This is a genomic window from Achromobacter pulmonis, from assembly GCF_002885955.2.
Lineage (GTDB): Bacteria > Pseudomonadota > Gammaproteobacteria > Burkholderiales > Burkholderiaceae_B > Achromobacter > Achromobacter pulmonis_A.
Genome location: NZ_POQS01000007.1, coordinates 232,600 through 249,731 on the forward strand (window position 1 = coordinate 232,600; position 17,132 = coordinate 249,731).

The window sequence follows — 17,132 nt, forward strand, 5'->3', positions numbered from 1 at the left end:
TTATCGGTTCAGCCCCATGGAGAAAACGAGCTTGTCGATGTCGACCTGCCCCGTGTAGACGGATTGCGCCGGGCCGGTCATGCGCAGCTGTTCGCCGTTCCAGGCGACGGTCAGCGTGCCGCCGCGCGTCTGCACGCGCACCGGGGAATCGAGCAGGCCGCGGCGGATGCCGGCGGCGACGGCGGCGCAGGCGCCGGTGCCGCAGGCCAGGGTTTCGCCCGCGCCGCGTTCGAACACGCGCAGGCGGATATTGCCGCGGTCCAGCACCTGCATGAAGCCGGCGTTGACGCGGCGCGCAAAGCGCGGATGGGTCTCGATCAGCGGGCCGAGGATGGCGACGGGCGCGGTGTCCACGTTTTCCACGACCTGCACGGCGTGCGGGTTGGAGATCGCCACCGCCGAAAGCCAGACGCTGCGCGGCAGGCCGGCCGGCGCGTCGAGTTCCAGCTGCCACAGCGTGTCCTCGCCCTCGGGGCGCGAGGCCAGGCCGGCGGTGTCGAAGGGTAGGGCGGCCGGGTCGAAGCGGGTGCTGCCCATGTCGACCGTGACCTGCTCGTCGTCGCCTTCGTCCAGGACCAGGATGCCGGTGGCGATTTCGGCGCGCAGCGGATTGCGGTCGGACAGGCCCTGCTCGTGCACGAAACGCACGAAGCAGCGCGCGCCGTTGCCGCAGTGTTCGACTTCGCTGCCGTCGGAATTGAAAATCCGGTAGCGGAAATCGGCGTCGGGCCGGGTGGCCGGCTCGACCAGCAGGATCTGGTCGGCGCCGATGCCGAAATGCCGGTCGCCCAGGGCGCGCGCGCGCTCCGGCGTCATTTCGATGGTTTGGCGCACGCCGTCGAGCACGACGAAATCGTTGCCCGCGCCATGCATTTTGGTGAAGTTCCAGTTCATCACCGGATTATCGCCCATTATCGGGGCGCGGGCCGCGCGGCCGGGCTCAGTAGAGCTTGGGCTCGCCCGGCGGGCGCGTCTTGAAACGGCGGTGGACCCAGTAGTACTGGCTGGGGCAGCGGCGCACCCACGATTCGAGTTCGCGGTTCAGGCGGGCGGTGGCCTCCTCCAGCGAGTCCTCGCCCGGGAAGTCGGCCAGCGGCGGCAGCACGTCGATGTGATAGCGGCCGGTTTGCGGATTCCAGAAGCCCACGATGGGCATGACCGCGGCGTTCCACTTCTTGGCCAGTTGCGCGGTGGCCAGCAGGGTGGCGGCCGGCACGCCGAAAAACGGCACGAACACCGAGCCCTGGCGGCCGAAGTCCATGTCGGGCAGGTAGTAGACCGGGCGCGGCGCGCGCAGGTGGCGCAGCAGCTCGCGCACGCCGTCCTTGCGGCTGACCAGAAAGACCTCGTTGAAGCGGGCGCGGCCCGCGGCCACCACCGCGTCGATGTGCGGATCGCTTTGCGGGGTGTACATGGTGGCGCCGCTGGGCACCTCCATGGTGAGCCGGGTGGCGGCGGCGTCGAGCGCGATGAAGTGCGGGGCCAGCAGGATGACCGAGCGGCCTTCGGCCGTCAGGGCGTTGATGCGCTCGCTGCCGGTTTCCGTCACCATTTCCTTGATGGCCTCCGGCGTGCCGTACCAGAGCACGCCGCGGTCGACGATGGATTGCGCCAGCGCGCGGAAGTGTTCGGCCAGCCAGCGCTCGCGCACCGCTTCGGGCTGGTCGGGAAAGCACAGTTCCAGATTGCGCCGGACGATGCGCGCGCGCGACTTGGCCAGGCGCGGCGCCAGCCAGCCCAGGCAGGCGCCGATACGCAGCCGGGTCGACGGTTTGGCGCGGCCGAACCATTTCATCAGGGAGACCAGCGCGCGCGTTTTGAAATCAGTCATAAGTATCAGCAGGGAAACGGGCGGGGGGCGCGGCGGGATTCAACCCGCCGTGGAGTCCGGCGCCGGCGGCGCCCCGCGCGGCGTCTTGTAGCGGTTGTAGCTCCAGAGGTATTGCTCGGGGCAGCGGCGGATCAGCGTTTCCATGGCGGCGTTGAGCAGCGCGGCCTGGGCCTGGGGATCGGCCGGCAGCGGTTCGGGCACGCGCACGTAGTGGATGCGCCAGCCCCGGCCCTTGGGCAGCCGTTCGCCAGCGGTCAGGATGATGGAAACGCCGGTCTGCGTGGCCAGCTTGCCGGGCAGCGTCATGGTGTAGGCCATGCGCCCGAAGAACGGCGCCCACACGCCGTCGCCCACGCTGGGCGCCTGGTCGGGCAGCATGCCCACGGACTCCCCGCGGCGCAGCGCGCGCACGAACTCGCGCACGCCCTGCATGGTGGCCGGCACCGCGTTGACGGCCGAGCTGTTGCGCGCGGTTTCCAGCAAGGGAGCCAGGATGTCCTTGCGCGGCGGGCGGAACATGACCGTCATGGGCATCTGGCGCGCCAGGTAGCGGGAGGTGATCTCGAAGCAGCCCAGGTGCGGCGTCAGGAAGAGGATGCCGCGGTTCTCGGCGCGGGCCGCGTCGACCACCGCGTTGTCGTCCGACACCACCTTGGCGAGGCTGTCCTCGTTGCGGAACCAGACCCGCGGGCTTTCCAGGATCATGGCGCCGATTTCGCCGGCGGCGCGGCGCGCGAAGGCCGGCGAGGGATAGCCGGCCTGGGCCGCGTTGGCCTGCAGCCGGCGTCGGTACTTCCCGGGCCAGGCGTAGATCGCGCGTCCGGCCAGGCGCCCCAGCGCGTGCGCAACGGGAAGAGGAAGGGCGGCGAATAGTCTGAACAGGAAGAGCAGCATGCGGCAATGGGATGGAGCGGGCAGGGGCGCGCCCGGGGCCGGAGCACGGGCGGGCGCCCCGGCGCGAGCAGCAGAACGGCATTTTCGCTTAAAATAGCGCAGTCGCCGAGTTAACCGACAACTTGCGGGGCGACGGCAGGGGGCAGCGCATGCGCGAGTCCTTTGCCAAATCCGCTAAAGCGTCGCGCCCAGATCAGTCATGCATGCCCCCAGGCATGCGATCCGGGGTGCTACGCGCCTCGTGAACCTATGCGCCGGCCAGGCCGGACACGTAAGGACGCATCTGTGGCCAACAACGACTTTCTCTTTACCTCCGAATCCGTCTCTGAAGGGCATCCCGACAAGGTTGCCGACCAGATCTCCGACTCGATTCTCGACGCCATCTTCACGCAGGACCCCAACGCGCGCGTCGCAGCCGAAACGCTGTGCAATACGGGCCTGGTGGTGCTGGCCGGCGAGATCACCACGACCGCCAACGTCGACTACATCCAGGTCGCGCGCGACACGATCCGCCGCATCGGCTACGACAACACCGACTACGGCATCGACTACAAGGGCTGCGCGGTGCTGGTCGCCTACGACAAGCAATCGCCCGACATCGCCCAGGGCGTGGACCGCAGCTCCGAGGACTACCTGAACCAGGGCGCCGGCGACCAGGGCCTGATGTTCGGCTACGCGTGCGACGAAACGCCCGACCTGATGCCGGCCCCGATCTGGTACGCGCACCGCCTGGTGCAGCGCCAGAGCGAACTGCGCAAGGACGGCCGCCTGCCGTGGCTGCGCCCGGACGCCAAGTCGCAGGTCACGTTCCGCTATATCGACGGCCGCCCGGCCGAAGTCGATACCGTGGTGCTGTCGACCCAGCACGCGCCCGAAGTCTCGCAGGAAACCATCCGCGAGGCCGTGATCGAAGACATCATCAAGCCCAGCTTCCCCGAAGGCCTGATCACGCCCAAGACCAAGTTCCTGGTCAACCCGACCGGCCGCTTCGTCATCGGCGGCCCGCAAGGCGATTGCGGCCTGACCGGCCGCAAGATCATCGTCGACACCTACGGCGGCGCGTGCCCGCACGGCGGCGGCGCGTTCTCGGGCAAGGACCCGTCCAAGGTCGACCGCTCGGCTGCCTACGCCGCGCGCTACGTGGCCAAGAACATCGTGGCCGCCGGCTTGGCGCGCCAGTGCCAGGTGCAGGTCAGCTACGCCATCGGCGTGGCCGAGCCCATCAACATCACCGTCTACACCGACGGCACCGGCGTCATCCCCGACGACCAGATCGCTAAGCTGGTGCGCGAGCACTTCGACCTGCGTCCGAAGGGTATCGTCAACATGCTGGACCTGCTGCGCCCGATCTACGCCAAGACCGCCGCCTACGGCCACTTCGGCCGTTCCGAACCGGAATTCTCGTGGGAAGCCACGGACAAGGTGCCGGAACTGAAGAAGGCGATGTAAGCCTTCCAGGCCAGGTGAACGCCCTCGCGCTGCGAGGGCGTTTTCATTTCAGCCCGGGCTCAATGCCACGGCAGCGGCAGGTCCAGGCCGCGGGCGACGCTTTCCAGCTCGCGCGCCACGGCTTCGGGAATGCGCAGGCCGTCGGCAAGCGCGGCCTGCTCGCAGGCCGCGGCGCGGGCGCCCGGCAGGCGGGCCTGCGCGCCGCCGCGCTGCTGAAAGCCCGCGGCCCATTCACGCATGTAGTCGGCAAAGGTAGACGAACCGGCGCGCTGCGGATTCACCAGCCAGATCAGGGTGCTTTGCGCGCCGGCGGCGCCGCTGCGCGGTGCGTGCCGCACTTTCTGGCGCGACTCGGGTTCGCCGCCGGCCAGCGCGCCGGCCAGGCATTCGGCCATGATGGCCAGCCCCATGCCCTTGTGGTCGGCCATCGGCAGCAGCGAGCCTTCCAGCGCGGCCTCGGCGTCGGTGGTGGGGCGGCCTGCGCCGTCCAGCGCCCAGCCGGGCGGAATCCCGCGGCCTTCGCGCGCGGCCAGCAGAATATGGCCGCGCGCGGCCACGCTGCACGCCATGTCGAACACCAGCGGCGGCCCGTCCGGGACCGGGCAGCCGAAGGCGATCGGATTGTTGCCGACCGCGCGCCCCGCGTAGCCCGGCAGGGCCATGAGCGGCGGCGTGCGCTGGACCACCAGCGCGATGTGGCCGCGCTCGGCCGCCAGCAGGGCGTAAAGCCCCAGCGCGCCCAGGTGCCCGCAATCGCGGATGCGGCATATGACGGAGACCTCGGTCTCCAGCATCGCCAGGCCTTCCTCGATGGCGGTCAGGGCGGCCACCTGGCCCAGGGCGCCGTCGGCGTCCACGGTGCAGATGCCGGGGCTGCGCTGCACGCGGATGCGGGGCGCGGGATTCACTTCGCCGGATTGCAGCTTTTCCAGATAGGAGGCCAGGCGCGTCAGGCCGTGGGTGGCGACGCCGCGCAGCTCGGTGCGCACCATGGCGCCGGCGGCCAGCGCCGCATGCGCGGCGCCGACGCCGGCGCGCCGCAGCACGGCTTCGACCCAGCCGGTCATCAGGGGCGCGGCAACGATGCGGGCGCTCATGGCTGCAGCTCCGGCGCGTGTTCGCGCAGGTGGCGCATGAAGCCCAGTTCGATGCGCGAGATGGAGATCTCCGTGTCGCCCAGCACTTCGCTTTGCGTCATGCGGCCCGCGGCCACGCGCAGCATGGCCTCGCGCAGCGTGGCGGCGGCCTGCTCCAGCGTCTGCCCGCCCGTCAGGATGCCGCTGACGTCCACGTCGATATTGTCGGCAAAGCGCTGCGCGGTGGCCGGGTTGCCGGTGATCTTGACGGTGGGCGACAGCGGATGGCCCACCGGATTGCCCACCCCGGTATTGAACAGGATCAGGTGCGCGCCGCCGGCGGCCAGCGCGGCGATGTTCTCGACGCCCGGCGCCGGCGCATCCATGAACACCAGTCCCTTGCGGCTGGGTTTCTCGCCATAGCCGACCACCTCCTGCAACGGCGAAGTGCCGCCCTTGCGCACCGCGCCCAGCGACTTCTCCTCGACCGTGGTCAGGCCGCCGGCGATATTGTCTTCGCCCAGCGGCCACAGCTGCAGCCCCTGGAACGCGGACAAGGCCTCCAGGCGCGCCACCGCGGCCAGCAGCCGCGCGGCCACTTCCGGGTTGGCGGCGCGCGCCGCGAGGCTGGCCTCGGCGCCCACGATTTCGTCGGTCTCCGACAGGATCACGACCCCGCCGGCCTGCACCAGCCAGTCCGCCACCAGCCCGGTGGTGGCGTTGGCGGTCAGGCCCGAGGTGGCGTCCGAGGCGCCGCATTCGACGCCGATCACCAGTTCGCTCAGCGGCATGGGCGCGCGCTCGATGTCCGAGCTTGCGACCACCAGCGCGGCGGCGGCGCGTATCCCCTGGGCGACCGCCTCGACGGTGCCGCCGGCGCTTTGCACGTCCAGCACCCGCACCGGGCGGCCGGCGGCCGCCACCGCGTCGGCCAGCCGCTGCGACGTTACCGGTTCCAGGCCCACGATGAGCACGGCGGCCACATTGGGATGGGTGGCGTAGTTCAGCAGCACGCGATCGTGCCGCGCCAGATCCTCGCCGAACTGGCCGCGCCCGTAGGCCACGCAGACCGGCACCGTGCCCTTGACCGATTCGCAGATCCGGCGCGCCACCGGATTGACGTTGTCCATCGCCGCGATGACGGCGACATGGTTGCGGATGCCGAAGCTGCCGTCGCCGCGCGGATATCCCCAGATGGTTGCGGTCATGAACGGTCCCCCCTGCCGCGCAGGCTTTCCAGATTGTGCAGATGGATGTGCGCGCCCGCGGGAATGGCGCACAGGGCGCGCCCGATGCAAGCGCCGTATTTGCGCACTTCGCCGCCCGCGGCGATGTCGGTGACGGCGAACTTGTGCCCCGACGGGATGGCGTCGCGCAGGATGATCCGGTAGGCGGCGGGGCCGGCCTGCACCGCGATGGCGTCGCCGGCGGCCAGCGCCGCGAAGGCCGTGGCGACGTGGTCGCCGGGGTCGATCAACAGGGCGAGATTGGCTTTCATCATTGAACCTTGTAGCGAAGAATAGCGTTGCGGTAATAAGCGGATTCGGCCTGGAGCGCCTGCGAGAACGCGGCCTGCTGCAGCCCCGTGACCTGCACGCCCAGCGCCTGCAGCCGGGCGCGCACCGGTTCCCGGCCTAGCAGCCGTTCGAATGCGGCGGAGATCCGGTCCACTTCGTCGCGGTCCGCCTTGCCCGGCATGAAGAAGCCATACCAGACCTGCGGCAGGTCCTGCTGCTTGAGGTCCTGCTCGCCGATCGCCGGCACCTGCGGCAGCAGCGCGGACCGCTGTTGCGCCAGCACCGCCACGGGGACCAGGCTGCCCGCGTCGAGCAGGGGCTTGGCCGCCGAATAGCCGACCGCGCCGTATTGCGTGGAGTCCGACATCACGCCGGCCAGCACGTCCGGCGCGCCCTTGTACGGCACGGCCAGGAACTGCCCGCCGATCTGGTGCGCCACGTCTTCCAGCGCGACGTGCATGGGCGTTGCGCGGCCGGGGATGCCGATGGACAGGTCTTGCCGTTTTTTCAGGCCCTGCAGCAGGACGGCCGGGCTGGCGTCGGCGCCCGCCTTGGCCACCACCACCGACGGCACCACGCCGACCTGCAGCACTGGCGTCAGGGTTTGCAGCGGCCGGTAGCCGGGGTCCTTCAGCAGGTGCGGCGCGATCGTGATTTCCTGGTTGCCGCCGGCCAGCAGGGTGGTCTGGCCGGCGGGCGCGTTCATGACCGTGCGGGCGGCGATGGTGCCGCTGCCGCCCGGGCGGTTTTCCACCACTACGGTGCGTTGCAGCTCCGTGCCCAGCTGCTGGCCCAGATAGCGCGCCACCGCGTCCACGCCGCCGCCGGCCGGCAGCGAGACGACGATGCGGATGGCCGGATCCTGGGCCTGCACGGAGCCGGCCAGCAGCGCCGCGCCCAGCGCCGCCAGGACCGCGCGCCGCCGCTTGTGCGTTTCAGACATCGTGTTCTCCTTTCAGCGCTCGGCGTACGGCCGGGCCGCGCTCGAAAAAAAGCGGGATTCGCGGCGTAGTTCCTCCGCGAACGGCTGCGGCGCCAGGGGCCGCGCCTCCAGCCCCGCGCGTTGCAGCGCCTGCCCGACTTCCGCTTCCTGCACGACCTGCTCCAGTTCCGCCGCCAGCCTGGCGCGCACTGCCGCGGGCGTATGCGCCGGCGCGAACCAGCCGAACCATACCGATGGCAGATGAGGAACCTGGACCCCGCCGGCTTCCTGCACCGTGGGTACGTCGGGCACCAGCGGGCTGCGCTCGTCCTGCAAGACCGCCAGCGCGCGCAGGCGTCCCGTCTGGATTTGGCCGATCACCGTCGACAAGGTGATGGCCAGCATGTCTATCTGTCCGCCCATCAGGTCGGACATGGCCCGGGCGCCGCCGTTGTAGGGAATATGGTGCACGCGCACGCCGGAGGCCGTGAAGATGCTGTCCATCATCAGGTGCATGGGTGTTCCTATCCCCGGTGTGGCGTACGAGAGCGTGTCCGGGGCCTGTTTGGCCGCGTCCAGCAATTGCCGCAGGCTGGCGCTTTGCGCGCCCTGTTCGCGCACGACCAGCACGATGGGGGCGGTCGCCGTGCGCAGCAAGGGGACGAGATCGGCGTCCGGGTCGTACGACAGCGAGGGCCGCAGATGGCGCACGATCGTGAGTTCCGGGTTGGTGGCCGCCAGCAGGGTGTAGCCGTCGGGCGCGGCCCGGGCGACGAAATTGGCGCCGATGGTGCCGACGGCGCCCGGATGGTTTTCCACCACCACGGACTGTCCCAGGCGCACGGCCAGGCGCTGCGCGGTAATGCGTGTGGCCACGTCGGCCGCGCCGGCCGGCGGATAAGGCACCACCACGCGCAGCGGCTGCCCTGGCCAGGGGCGCTGTTGGGCCATCGCCGCGGGCAGCGCGACGGCGGCGCACAGCATGGCCGCCGCGGCGCGCCGCATCCATGCCGCGCGGCCGGCGCCGCTGGGCTTGATTCGGTGCATGTTGTCTCCAGTGTTATCGGTCTATGCGCCGCGCACGCTCGTCATCTGCCTACAGGGTGTCGAATACCGGCCGCACCGTGCGGTGGCGCAGCAGCCATTGCCCGTTCTCCAGGCATAGCTGGTCGCGGTACTCCGCGATGGTTTCCGGCGGCCGCGCGGATACCGGCAGCGCCGGCGGCACCGGTTCCTGGCCCAGGTGCCGGTAGACCGAGACATAGCTGAAGGCCGCAATCCGGCCGGGGCCGGCGGGCTCCAGCAGCACGTTGCTGATGACGTGGCGCGTCAGGCGCTGGACCGGGCGCGTCTTGAAGGACGAGAGCAGCGCCTGGCGGCCTTCGATGCGCTCATTGGGGCGCTGCAGCACGCCATCGACGGCGAACAGCTGCGCGGCCTCTTCATACCTAGCGGCGTCCACCAGCATCGCGAAGCGTTGAATGGCGGCCACGCAGGCCACGTGGTCCTGCGGTGTGATCGATTGCGGATTCATGGTGCGGGCGTCTCCTTTGGCGCTGGCCTTATTTTTGCCGCGTTTTTTCTAAACTTGTCGCCATTGGTCGTTAGAATTTCTAATGTGACCAATCGAATTGCTTAATCTGCACCCGACGATGAGCCGCAAACTTCCTCCCTTGAAAGCACTGCAGGCGTTCGAGGCCGCCGCCCGCCTGCGCAGCTTTGCCCAGGCTGCGCAGGACCTGCACGTCACCCCTGCGGCCGTCAGCCAGCAGATCAAGAGCCTGGAGGAATGGCTGGGCTTCGCGGTGTTCCGCCGCTCGCGCGCGGGGCTGGAGCTGACCGAGCGCGGCGAGACCCTGGCGCCTTCGCTCAAGAGCGCATTCGACCTGATCCAGACCGCGACCGAGGACGTGACCGGCGCCGAGGCGGCCGCCACGCTGACCCTGAGCGTGCTGCCCAATTTCGCGATGCGCTGGCTGATTCCCCGGCTGCCCGATTTCACGCGGCGCCATCCCGGAATCCAGATCAGGCTGCTGTCCGTGACCCATGCGCTGACCGACCTCTACGACACCTGCGACCTGGCCATCCGCGCCTACGAGCACGATCTGCAGTTCTGCTTCGAGCCGCTGGTCAGCCCCGACATGGTGCCCATGCTGTCGCCGCAGCTGTACCGCCGCGGCGCGCTGCGCCAGCCCGATGAACTGCTGCGCTTTCCCCTGTTGCACATCACCACCTCGCCGGAGGACTGGCCGCGCTGGTTCCGCGAGACGCGGCAAGACGGCGAGCGCCAGCCCGATCCCGCGTTGCTCGCCAAGGGGCACCAGTTCGATTCCTACGTGGTGGCGGTCGAGGCCGCGATCGCCGGCCTGGGCGTGGTGCTGGGCCGGCCCTCGTTCGCGGCCGCGATACTGCGGCGCAAGGAACTGCTGATCCCGTTCGAGCGCCGCATCGCCAGCAACAAGAGCTGGTACCTGGTGTATCCACGCGCCGAGCTGCCGCGCAAATGCCGGGCGTTCCGCGACTGGCTGCTGGAGGCCTGCGTAGCCGGGGCAGGGCTGCCCGAAGGGTGATGGGCGCGGACCGGGGGCGGCGTCACCACACCGCGCCGTCCGAGCTCGGCGCCCGCAGGTGGCGGGCGAAGCGCTGCGCCAGGAATTCGACGAAGGCCAGGGTCTTGGCCGGCAGGTTCAGGCGTTCCGGATACAAGGCGTGGATGTCGGCCGGCGGCGTGCGCCAGTCGGGCAGCACCACGCGCAGGCGGCCGGCGCGCAGGTGCGCGGCCGTCTCCCACTCGGAGCGCATCACGATGCCGTGCCCGTCCAGCGCCCATTCCAGGGCGCTCTGGCCGTCGTTGGAGCTGACCGGGCCGCGCACCTTGACGGTCTCCGCGCGCAGGCCCGATTCCAGCCGCCAGGTGCCGTAGGCCACGTCGTTTTCGCGCACCACGATGCAGCGGTGGCGCTGCAGGTCGCCCGGGGCGCGCGGTTCGCCATAGGTCTCCAGATAGCGCGGCGAGGCGCAGAGCAGGCGCCGGTTCGAGGCGATCTTGCGCGCGGTCAGGCGCGCGTCCGGCAGGTCGCCGAAACGCACCGCCACGTCGAAGCCTTCCTCGATCAGGTTCAGCGGCCTGTCGGTCAGGCGCATCTGCACTTCCACCTCGGGGTACTGGCGCGCGAAGTCGGACACGGCCGGCACGATGTGGGCGCGTCCGAAGCCGAAGGTGGCGTTCAGCCGCAGCAGGCCCTGGGGCTGCGCGCGGGCGCTGGACACCGAGCGTTCCAGGGCTTCGAGGTCGGCCAGGATGCGTCCGCCCTCGGCCAGGTACAGCTCGCCTTCCTGGGTGACGCTGACGCGGCGCGTGGTGCGGTTCAGCAGCCGCACGCCCAGGCGCTGTTCCAGCTTGGCCAGCCGCGTGCTGACCGCCGGCGGCGTCAGGCCCAGTTCGCGCGCGGCCGCGGACAGGTTGCCGTGCTTGACCACCAGCGAGAAAAAAGCGAGGTCCGATAAGGCGTCCATGGGCTTATTTATAAATCATATTTAATAAAGCTTTATTCGGATTATTAATTATAAGAATCCAACAGGCCTATACACTGGACTCGCCCATACAGAGCCGCCTATCGCGGCCACACGAGGAGACCAGGAATGAAGATCAACACCGCGGCCGGCGCCTTGTGCGCGGCCCTTGCCGTCGCATCCTGTTGGACCCAGGCGGCGGCCGCCGCCGGCGCGTTTCCCGAACGCGCCGTCACGCTCATCGTGCCGTTCGCGCCGGGCGGCAGCGTGGACATCGCCGCCCGCCTGATCTCCGACGCCTGGGGCCGCGCGCTGGGGCAGAGCGTGGTGGTGGAAAACCGCGCCGGCGCTTCCGGCAATATCGGCATGGCCGCCGTGGCGCGGGCCCAGCCCGACGGCTACACGCTGGCGATCAACACCATGTCGCTGGCCATCAACCCGGCGCTGTTCCAGAGCATGCCGTTCGACACGAAGAAAGACCTGCGCTCGGTGGGCACGGTGGGAACCTCCCAGCACGTGCTGACGGTGACCAACGGCCTGCCGGTGGCCACCGTCGGCGAGCTGCTGTCCTACGTGCGGGCGCGGCCGGCCAACGATCTGAGCTTCGGTTCCGCGGGCACCGGCAGCACCTTCCACATGGCCGCGGAACTGTTCAAGTCCGTCTCGCAGACGCAGATCCTGCACGTGCCGTACAAGGGCGGCGGTCCGGCCATGCTCGACACCATCAGCGGCCAGGTGCAGATGAGTTTCCCGGTGCTGTCCGCGGCCAAGCCGCAAGTCGACGGCAAGAAGCTGCGCGCGCTGGGCGTGACCGGCACGCGGCGCTCGCCGCTGTTGCCGGACGTGCCCACCATCGNGGCGGTCCGGCCATGCTCGACACCATCAGCGGCCAGGTGCAGATGAGTTTCCCGGTGCTGTCCGCGGCCAAGCCGCAAGTCGACGGCAAGAAGCTGCGCGCGCTGGGCGTGACCGGCACGCGGCGCTCGCCGCTGTTGCCGGACGTGCCCACCATCGCGGAATCGGGCCTGCCCGGCTACGAATTCAATACCTGGTTCGTCATCAGCGCGCCCGCCAATACGCCGCAGGCGGTAATAGACACGCTCAACGCCAAGCTGGAGCAGGCGCTGCGTTCGCCCGAGCTGGCGCAGCGCATGGGCAAGGAAGGCTTCGATCCGCTGATCTCCACGCCCGCCAGGACGGACGCGATGGTGGACGAAGAAATGACGCGCTGGGCCGGCATCGTCAAGCAAGCCGGCATCAAGGCCAACTGATTCAAGGATGCAAGACATGCCCGGCATGACGCTGTACGACAAACTGGTGGCCAGCCATGAGGTGGCCCAGATCGACGACGAGCACGTGCTGCTGTACGTCGATCTGCACATCATGAACGAATACACCAGCCCGCAGGCCTTCAGCGGCCTGGCCGCGCGCGGGCGCGCGGTGCTGCGCCCCGGGCAGCAGATGGCGGTGGTGGACCACGTCATCCCCACCCATCCGGTCGCGCCGGCGCTGCGCGTCATCGCCGACGAGGCGTCCTCGCGCCAGGCGGGCAACCTCAAGCGCAATTGCGATGCGCAGCAGATCGCGCTGTTCGACACCACCGATCCGCTGCAGGGCATCGAGCACGTGATCGCGCCCGAGCACGGCATGGTGCTGCCGGGCATGGTGGTGCTGTGCGGCGACAGCCACACCACCACCTACGGCGCGCTGGGCGCGCTGGGCTTCGGCATCGGAACCTCGGAAGTCGAGCACATCCTGGCCACCCAGACGCTGGTGTACCGAGTGGCGCGCAACATGCGCATCCGCATCGACGGCACGCTGGGCCGCGGCGTCACGGCCAAGGACCTGGTCATCTGCGTGGTGCATCGCATCGGCGCGCAGGGCGCGCGCGGCCATGCCGTGGAGTTCTGCGGCGAGGCGATAGACGCGCTGTCGGCCGAGGCCCGCATGACCCTGTGCAACATGACGGTCGAGGCCGGCGCGCGCGCCGCGCTGATCGCGCCGGACGCCACCACCGACGCCTATGTCGCCGCGCACGCGCCGCAGCTGCGGGGCGACATTTTGGCGCAGGCGCGCGCCAGCTGGGCCGGATTGCGATCGGACGCCGACGCCGTCTTCGACGTGGAGCACGTGCTCGACGCCGCAACCATCGCGCCCTTCGTCACCTGGGGCACCAGCCCGGACCAGGCCGTGCCGATCGATGGCGTCGTGCCCGACCCGCAAGCCGAGCCCGACGCGCTCGCCCGCCTGGCGCTGGAGAAGGCCATGGACTACATCGGCCTGACGCCGGGCGCGCCCATCGCGGGCCTGCCGATAGACCGGGTGTTCATCGGCTCCTGCACCAACGGCCGCATCGAGGATCTGCGCGCCGCGGCCAGCGTGGTGCGCGGGCGCAAGGTCGCGGCCGGCGTGCGGGCCATGGTGGTGCCGGGCTCGGGCGCGGTGCGCGCCCAGGCCGAGGCCGAGGGCGTGGCCGCGCAATTGATCGAGGCGGGCTTCGAGTGGCGCCAGCCGGGCTGCTCCATGTGCCTGGCCATGAACGACGACGTGCTGAGCCCGGGCGAGCGCTGCGCCTCCACCACCAACCGGAATTTCGAAGGCAGGCAGGGCCGGGCGGGGCGCACCCACCTGATGAGCCCGGCCATGGCCGCCGCCGCCGCGCTGGCCGGCCGCATCGTCGACGTGCGCGAATGGGAGAAATGAATGAACCCGATGATCGAAGGCGTGGCCGCGCCCCTGCCTTTTTCCAATCTGGACACCGACCAGATCATGCCCAAGCAGTTCCTGCGCATCATCGACAAGTCGGGCCTGGAGCGGGGGCTGCTGTATGACCTGCGCTTCGACGCCGACGGCGCGCCGCGGCCCGGTTTCGTGCTGAACCAGCCGGCCTACGCCGGCGCGCGCATTCTGGTGGCGGGGCCGAACTTCGGCTGCGGCTCCAGCCGCGAGCATGCCGTGTGGGGCCTGCAGCAGTTCGGCATCCGCGCGGTGATTGCGCCCAGCTTCGGCGAAATTTTCTACTTCAACGCGGTCAACAACGGCTTGCTGCTGGTCAGCCTGGCGCCAGCCGAGGTCGATGCGCTGCTGGCCCGGGCATCCGATACGGCCGCCAACCGCGTGAGCATCGACGTGGCGGCCGGCCGCGTCAGCGCCGCCGACGGCTGGACCGCCGGTTTCACGCTGCCCGAACGCCATCGCCGGATGTACGCTCAGGGCCTGGACATGGTGGGCGCCTCGCTGCAGCGGCTGGACGAAGTGCAGCGTTTCGAGGCCGGACATTGGGCGCGCCATCCATGGATGAAAGACGTGGCGCGCCGGGTGCGCGACCGCCTGGACGCCGGCCGCGCAGACTGAGGCAGACCCATGACCGATTTCTTCGACCTACCCATCCGCCGCATCGCCGTCGACGGCGTGCGCATCGCCGCGCGCATCGACGGCTCGGGGCCGCCGCTGCTGCTGCTTCACGGCCATCCGCAGACCCATGCCATCTGGCACCGCGTGTGGCCCGAGCTGACGCGGCACCGCACCTGCGTGGCGGCGGACCTGCGCGGCTATGGCGACAGCGACAAGCCGCCCGCCAGCGCCGGCCACGCCGCGCATTCCAAGCGCGCAATGGCGGCCGACATGGCGGGGCTGATGCAGGCGCTGGGCCATGCGCGCTTCGAGGTGCTGGCGCACGATCGCGGCGCGCGCGTGGCGCACCGGCTGGCGCTGGACCATGCCGCGGCGGTCCAGCGCATGATGCTGCTGGACATCGCGCCGACCCTGGACATGTACGAAGGCACGACGCGCGCCTTCGCCCAGGCCTATTTCCACTGGTTCTGGCTGATCCAGCCGGCGCCGCTGCCGGAAACCATGATCGAGCGCGACCCCGTTTTCTACCTGCGTTCGGTCATGGGCGGGCGGCCCGGCGGGCTGGCGCATTTCTCCAAGGAGGCGATGGCCGAGTACGAGCGCGCCGCGCGGCTGCCGGGCTGGGCCACCGGCATCTGCGAGGACTACCGGGCCTCGGCCACCCTGGACCTGGAGCATGACCGCGCCGGCCGCAAGGCCGGCGAGCGCTTGACCCAGCCGCTGCGGGTGCTGTGGGGCGAGCGCGGCGCGGTGGGCAGGAATTTCGACGTGCTGGGCCTGTGGCGCGCGGTGGCCGACGACGTGTCGGGCGGCCCGCTGCCGGGAGCGCACTACCTGGCGGAGGAGTGCCCCGAGGCGCTGATGGCGCAGGTGCGGGCGTTCTTCGGATGGGACGGCGATCCGGCCCCTTAGCCCACGGGGGCAAGCCTGGACGCGGAGTAGGGCCATCCAAAAAGGGACGCACCGTGGATGTTAACCTTCGGCCCATGAATCGCTACACCGTCGACCTCTCCGAGCTGCCCGCCGCCGAAGACGCGCAACGCGCCTTCAAAGCCACCGATTCGCCCTGCGTGGCGGTGTGCTCCACGCTGTTCGACGAAATCTGCCGCGGCTGCGGCCGCACGGCCATGGAAGTCGCCAACTGGGTCTTCATGACCGAGGAAGAAAAACGCGAGGTCTGGGTGCGCATCAAGGCGCAGGGCTATCCGCGCCGCAACAACTAGTGTGCTGTCCCGTAGATACGCCCGCACGAAATTCCCCCCTTGACGCCAGGGCGTCGTTGCAAATCCTCGCGATACCTACGGGTATCGCTGCGGTTTGCGCCTAGCCCTGACGCCAAGAGGAGAAATTTCGTCATGCGGACGCATCTACGGGACAGCACACTAGCCGGGCGTTGCGCGGCCGCAAAGGCCGTCTTGGGCGTGTCACATGGAGCGGGCTAAATCGCGCTTGTCATCCATTTCCGGCCCCCGCCACCGGCTCCATCATGCGCATCGTCCTGGTCACGGATGCCTGGCATCCGCAAGTCAATGGCGTCGTCCGCACCTGGACGACCATGCAGCAGATCCTGAGCGAATGGGGCCACGAGCTGATCGTGGTGAATCCCCAGGGCAGCCGCACGGTGCCCGCGCCGTCCGAGCCGGACCTGCGCCTGTGCCTGCAACCCGGCCGGCAGCTGCGCCGCATCCTGGGCGAGACCGTGCCCGACGCGCTGCACATCGCCACCGAAGGGCCGCTGGGCCTGGCGGCGCGCCGGCTGGCGCTGGCGCGGGGCTGGCGCTTCACCACCTCCTTCCACACCATGTTCCCCGACTATCTGCAGGCGCGCATGGGCATTCCGGCGGCCTTGCCGTGGCGCTACCTGCGCTGGTTCCACCGGCCCTCGCAGCGCGTGCTGGTGCCCACGCCCACGGTGCGCGACGTGCTGGCGCGGCGGGGGCTGGCCAATCTGCGGATCTGGTCGCGCGGGGTGGACCCGCGCAAGTTCCGGCCTGGCGCCGGCGCGGCGTTCGAAGGCCTGCCCCGGCCCGTGTTCCTGAGCGTCGGGCGCGTGGCGCGCGAGAAGAATCTGGACGCCTTCCTGGAGCTGGACCTGCCGGGCAGCAAGGTGGTGGTCGGCGCCGGTCCGGACGAGGCGCGCCTGAAAAAGCGCTTTCCCGGCGCGGTCTTCATGGGCATGCAGCAGGACCCCGCGCTGCCGGCGCTGTATGGCGGCGCCGACGTGTTCGTGTTTCCCAGCCTGACCGACACCTTCGGCCTGGTCATGCTGGAGGCCATGGCCTGCGGCACGCCGGTGGCCGCGTTTCGCAGCGAGGCGCCGCTGGCGGTGGTGGCGCAGGGGGTGACCGGCGTGCTCGACGAGGACCTCGGCCACGCCTGCCGCGCGGCGCTGTCGCTGGACCGCCACGCGGTGCGCGAGCACGCGCTGACCCGCAGCTGGGACGCGGTGGCCTCGGACCTGCTGGCCGCGCTGGTGCCGCTGGACGGCACCGCCCGCGGCGCGCACCTGTTCAGCATGCCGGAGAACGCCGGCCGGCCGGCGCGGCAATAAGCGTCCGTGGCCCCGCGCCTGCTGC

At 70.1% G+C, this 17,132-nt stretch carries 17 protein-coding genes and 2 pseudogenes; 9 read left to right on the forward strand and 10 right to left on the reverse strand.

The window, feature by feature from the left end:
- From dapF to C1I89_RS25305, 3 genes are read right to left on the reverse strand one after another with little or no spacing between them, the layout of a single operon-like run.
- Positions 1-912: a diaminopimelate epimerase gene (gene dapF, locus C1I89_RS25295; protein ID WP_102775137.1), complete on the reverse strand. Its 912-nt coding sequence runs from the start codon at positions 910-912 to the stop codon at positions 1-3.
- Positions 913-940: 28 nt separating this feature from the next.
- The gene (locus tag C1I89_RS25300) at positions 941-1,831 is read right to left on the reverse strand and encodes a lysophospholipid acyltransferase family protein (protein WP_102775138.1); all 891 of its coding nucleotides are present in this window, start codon (positions 1,829-1,831) and stop codon (positions 941-943) included.
- 39 nt (positions 1,832-1,870) lie between these two features.
- The gene (locus C1I89_RS25305) at positions 1,871-2,725 is read right to left on the reverse strand and encodes a lysophospholipid acyltransferase family protein (RefSeq protein ID WP_102775139.1); all 855 of its coding nucleotides are present in this window, start codon (positions 2,723-2,725) and stop codon (positions 1,871-1,873) included.
- A 285-nt stretch (positions 2,726-3,010) separates the two neighbouring features.
- Between C1I89_RS25305 and metK the strand changes: the two genes are divergently transcribed.
- Positions 3,011-4,174, forward strand: coding sequence for a methionine adenosyltransferase (gene metK, locus C1I89_RS25310; protein ID WP_102775140.1), 1,164 nt, complete (start codon positions 3,011-3,013; stop codon positions 4,172-4,174).
- Between the two features lie 59 nt (positions 4,175-4,233).
- Here the strand turns inward: metK and C1I89_RS25315 are convergent, their stop codons facing one another.
- From C1I89_RS25315 to C1I89_RS25340, 6 genes are read right to left on the reverse strand one after another with little or no spacing between them, the layout of a single operon-like run.
- Positions 4,234-5,271: an Ldh family oxidoreductase gene (locus C1I89_RS25315; RefSeq protein WP_258231526.1), complete on the reverse strand. Its 1,038-nt coding sequence runs from the start codon at positions 5,269-5,271 to the stop codon at positions 4,234-4,236.
- Positions 5,268-6,458, reverse strand: a complete 1,191-nt coding sequence (locus C1I89_RS25320; protein ID WP_102775141.1) for a UxaA family hydrolase — start codon at positions 6,456-6,458, stop codon at positions 5,268-5,270. The genes C1I89_RS25315 and C1I89_RS25320 overlap by 4 nt, the downstream gene beginning before the upstream one ends.
- Entirely contained in the window at positions 6,455-6,748 is a 294-nt protein-coding gene (locus C1I89_RS25325; RefSeq protein ID WP_102775142.1) for a UxaA family hydrolase, read from the reverse strand. The genes C1I89_RS25320 and C1I89_RS25325 overlap by 4 nt, the downstream gene beginning before the upstream one ends.
- Entirely contained in the window at positions 6,748-7,710 is a 963-nt protein-coding gene (locus tag C1I89_RS25330; RefSeq protein ID WP_102775143.1) for a Bug family tripartite tricarboxylate transporter substrate binding protein, read from the reverse strand. Before C1I89_RS25330 ends, C1I89_RS25325 begins: the two co-directional genes overlap by 1 nt.
- Before the next feature lie 12 nt (positions 7,711-7,722).
- Entirely contained in the window at positions 7,723-8,736 is a 1,014-nt protein-coding gene (locus tag C1I89_RS25335) for a tripartite tricarboxylate transporter substrate binding protein (RefSeq protein WP_102775144.1), read from the reverse strand.
- Between the two features lie 49 nt (positions 8,737-8,785).
- Positions 8,786-9,223, reverse strand: coding sequence for a nuclear transport factor 2 family protein (locus C1I89_RS25340; RefSeq protein ID WP_102775145.1), 438 nt, complete (start codon positions 9,221-9,223; stop codon positions 8,786-8,788).
- 118 nt (positions 9,224-9,341) lie between these two features.
- Here C1I89_RS25340 and C1I89_RS25345 point away from each other — a divergent pair, with 118 nt between their 5' ends.
- Positions 9,342-10,259 carry a LysR substrate-binding domain-containing protein gene (locus tag C1I89_RS25345; RefSeq protein WP_102775146.1) on the forward strand — a complete coding sequence of 306 codons (918 nt, stop codon included), beginning with the start codon at positions 9,342-9,344 and terminating at the stop codon, positions 10,257-10,259.
- A gap of 22 nt (positions 10,260-10,281) precedes the next feature.
- Here C1I89_RS25345 and C1I89_RS25350 read toward each other — a convergent pair whose 3' ends face one another.
- Entirely contained in the window at positions 10,282-11,205 is a 924-nt protein-coding gene (locus tag C1I89_RS25350; protein ID WP_102775147.1) for a LysR family transcriptional regulator, read from the reverse strand.
- 126 nt (positions 11,206-11,331) lie between these two features.
- Here C1I89_RS25350 and C1I89_RS25355 point away from each other — a divergent pair.
- The 7 genes and pseudogenes from C1I89_RS25355 to C1I89_RS25385 all read left to right on the forward strand — a co-directional run.
- Positions 11,332-12,057: pseudogene (locus C1I89_RS25355) on the forward strand (tripartite tricarboxylate transporter substrate-binding protein); the annotation flags it as partial.
- Between the two features lie 2 nt (positions 12,058-12,059).
- A pseudogene (locus C1I89_RS25360) lies at positions 12,060-12,473 on the forward strand (tripartite tricarboxylate transporter substrate-binding protein); the annotation flags it as partial.
- Positions 12,474-12,489: 16 nt separating this feature from the next.
- The gene (leuC, locus tag C1I89_RS25365) at positions 12,490-13,905 is read left to right on the forward strand and encodes a 3-isopropylmalate dehydratase large subunit (RefSeq protein WP_102775378.1); all 1,416 of its coding nucleotides are present in this window, start codon (positions 12,490-12,492) and stop codon (positions 13,903-13,905) included.
- Complete coding sequence (leuD, locus tag C1I89_RS25370; protein ID WP_102775148.1) at positions 13,906-14,556, forward strand: 3-isopropylmalate dehydratase small subunit; 651 nt, start codon at positions 13,906-13,908, stop codon at positions 14,554-14,556.
- Between the two features lie 9 nt (positions 14,557-14,565).
- Positions 14,566-15,468 carry an alpha/beta fold hydrolase gene (locus C1I89_RS25375; protein WP_102775149.1) on the forward strand — a complete coding sequence of 301 codons (903 nt, stop codon included), beginning with the start codon at positions 14,566-14,568 and terminating at the stop codon, positions 15,466-15,468.
- A 74-nt stretch (positions 15,469-15,542) separates the two neighbouring features.
- Positions 15,543-15,779 carry a DUF1289 domain-containing protein gene (locus C1I89_RS25380; RefSeq protein ID WP_062683348.1) on the forward strand — a complete coding sequence of 79 codons (237 nt, stop codon included), beginning with the start codon at positions 15,543-15,545 and terminating at the stop codon, positions 15,777-15,779.
- 263 nt (positions 15,780-16,042) lie between these two features.
- Complete coding sequence (locus C1I89_RS25385; protein WP_102775150.1) at positions 16,043-17,107, forward strand: glycosyltransferase family 4 protein; 1,065 nt, start codon at positions 16,043-16,045, stop codon at positions 17,105-17,107.
- The last annotated feature ends 25 nt before the right edge of the window (positions 17,108-17,132 follow it).

Coding starts and splice junctions, on each gene's coding strand:
- leuC (WP_102775378.1), top strand. CDS start 12,490: ATGCCCGGCATGACGCTGTACGACAAACTGGTGGCCAGCCATGAGGTG.
- dapF (WP_102775137.1), bottom strand. CDS start 912: ATGGGCGATAATCCGGTGATGAACTGGAACTTCACCAAAATGCATGGC.
- C1I89_RS25300 (WP_102775138.1), bottom strand. CDS start 1,831: ATGACTGATTTCAAAACGCGCGCGCTGGTCTCCCTGATGAAATGGTTC.
- C1I89_RS25375 (WP_102775149.1), top strand. CDS start 14,566: ATGACCGATTTCTTCGACCTACCCATCCGCCGCATCGCCGTCGACGGC.
- C1I89_RS25340 (WP_102775145.1), bottom strand. CDS start 9,223: ATGAATCCGCAATCGATCACACCGCAGGACCACGTGGCCTGCGTGGCC.
- C1I89_RS25345 (WP_102775146.1), top strand. CDS start 9,342: ATGAGCCGCAAACTTCCTCCCTTGAAAGCACTGCAGGCGTTCGAGGCC.
- C1I89_RS25380 (WP_062683348.1), top strand. CDS start 15,543: ATGAATCGCTACACCGTCGACCTCTCCGAGCTGCCCGCCGCCGAAGAC.
- C1I89_RS25325 (WP_102775142.1), bottom strand. CDS start 6,748: ATGAAAGCCAATCTCGCCCTGTTGATCGACCCCGGCGACCACGTCGCC.
- C1I89_RS25305 (WP_102775139.1), bottom strand. CDS start 2,725: ATGCTGCTCTTCCTGTTCAGACTATTCGCCGCCCTTCCTCTTCCCGTT.
- C1I89_RS25330 (WP_102775143.1), bottom strand. CDS start 7,710: ATGTCTGAAACGCACAAGCGGCGGCGCGCGGTCCTGGCGGCGCTGGGC.
- C1I89_RS25350 (WP_102775147.1), bottom strand. CDS start 11,205: ATGGACGCCTTATCGGACCTCGCTTTTTTCTCGCTGGTGGTCAAGCAC.
- C1I89_RS25320 (WP_102775141.1), bottom strand. CDS start 6,458: ATGACCGCAACCATCTGGGGATATCCGCGCGGCGACGGCAGCTTCGGC.
- leuD (WP_102775148.1), top strand. CDS start 13,906: ATGAACCCGATGATCGAAGGCGTGGCCGCGCCCCTGCCTTTTTCCAAT.
- C1I89_RS25315 (WP_258231526.1), bottom strand. CDS start 5,271: ATGAGCGCCCGCATCGTTGCCGCGCCCCTGATGACCGGCTGGGTCGAA.
- C1I89_RS25385 (WP_102775150.1), top strand. CDS start 16,043: ATGCGCATCGTCCTGGTCACGGATGCCTGGCATCCGCAAGTCAATGGC.
- C1I89_RS25335 (WP_102775144.1), bottom strand. CDS start 8,736: ATGCACCGAATCAAGCCCAGCGGCGCCGGCCGCGCGGCATGGATGCGG.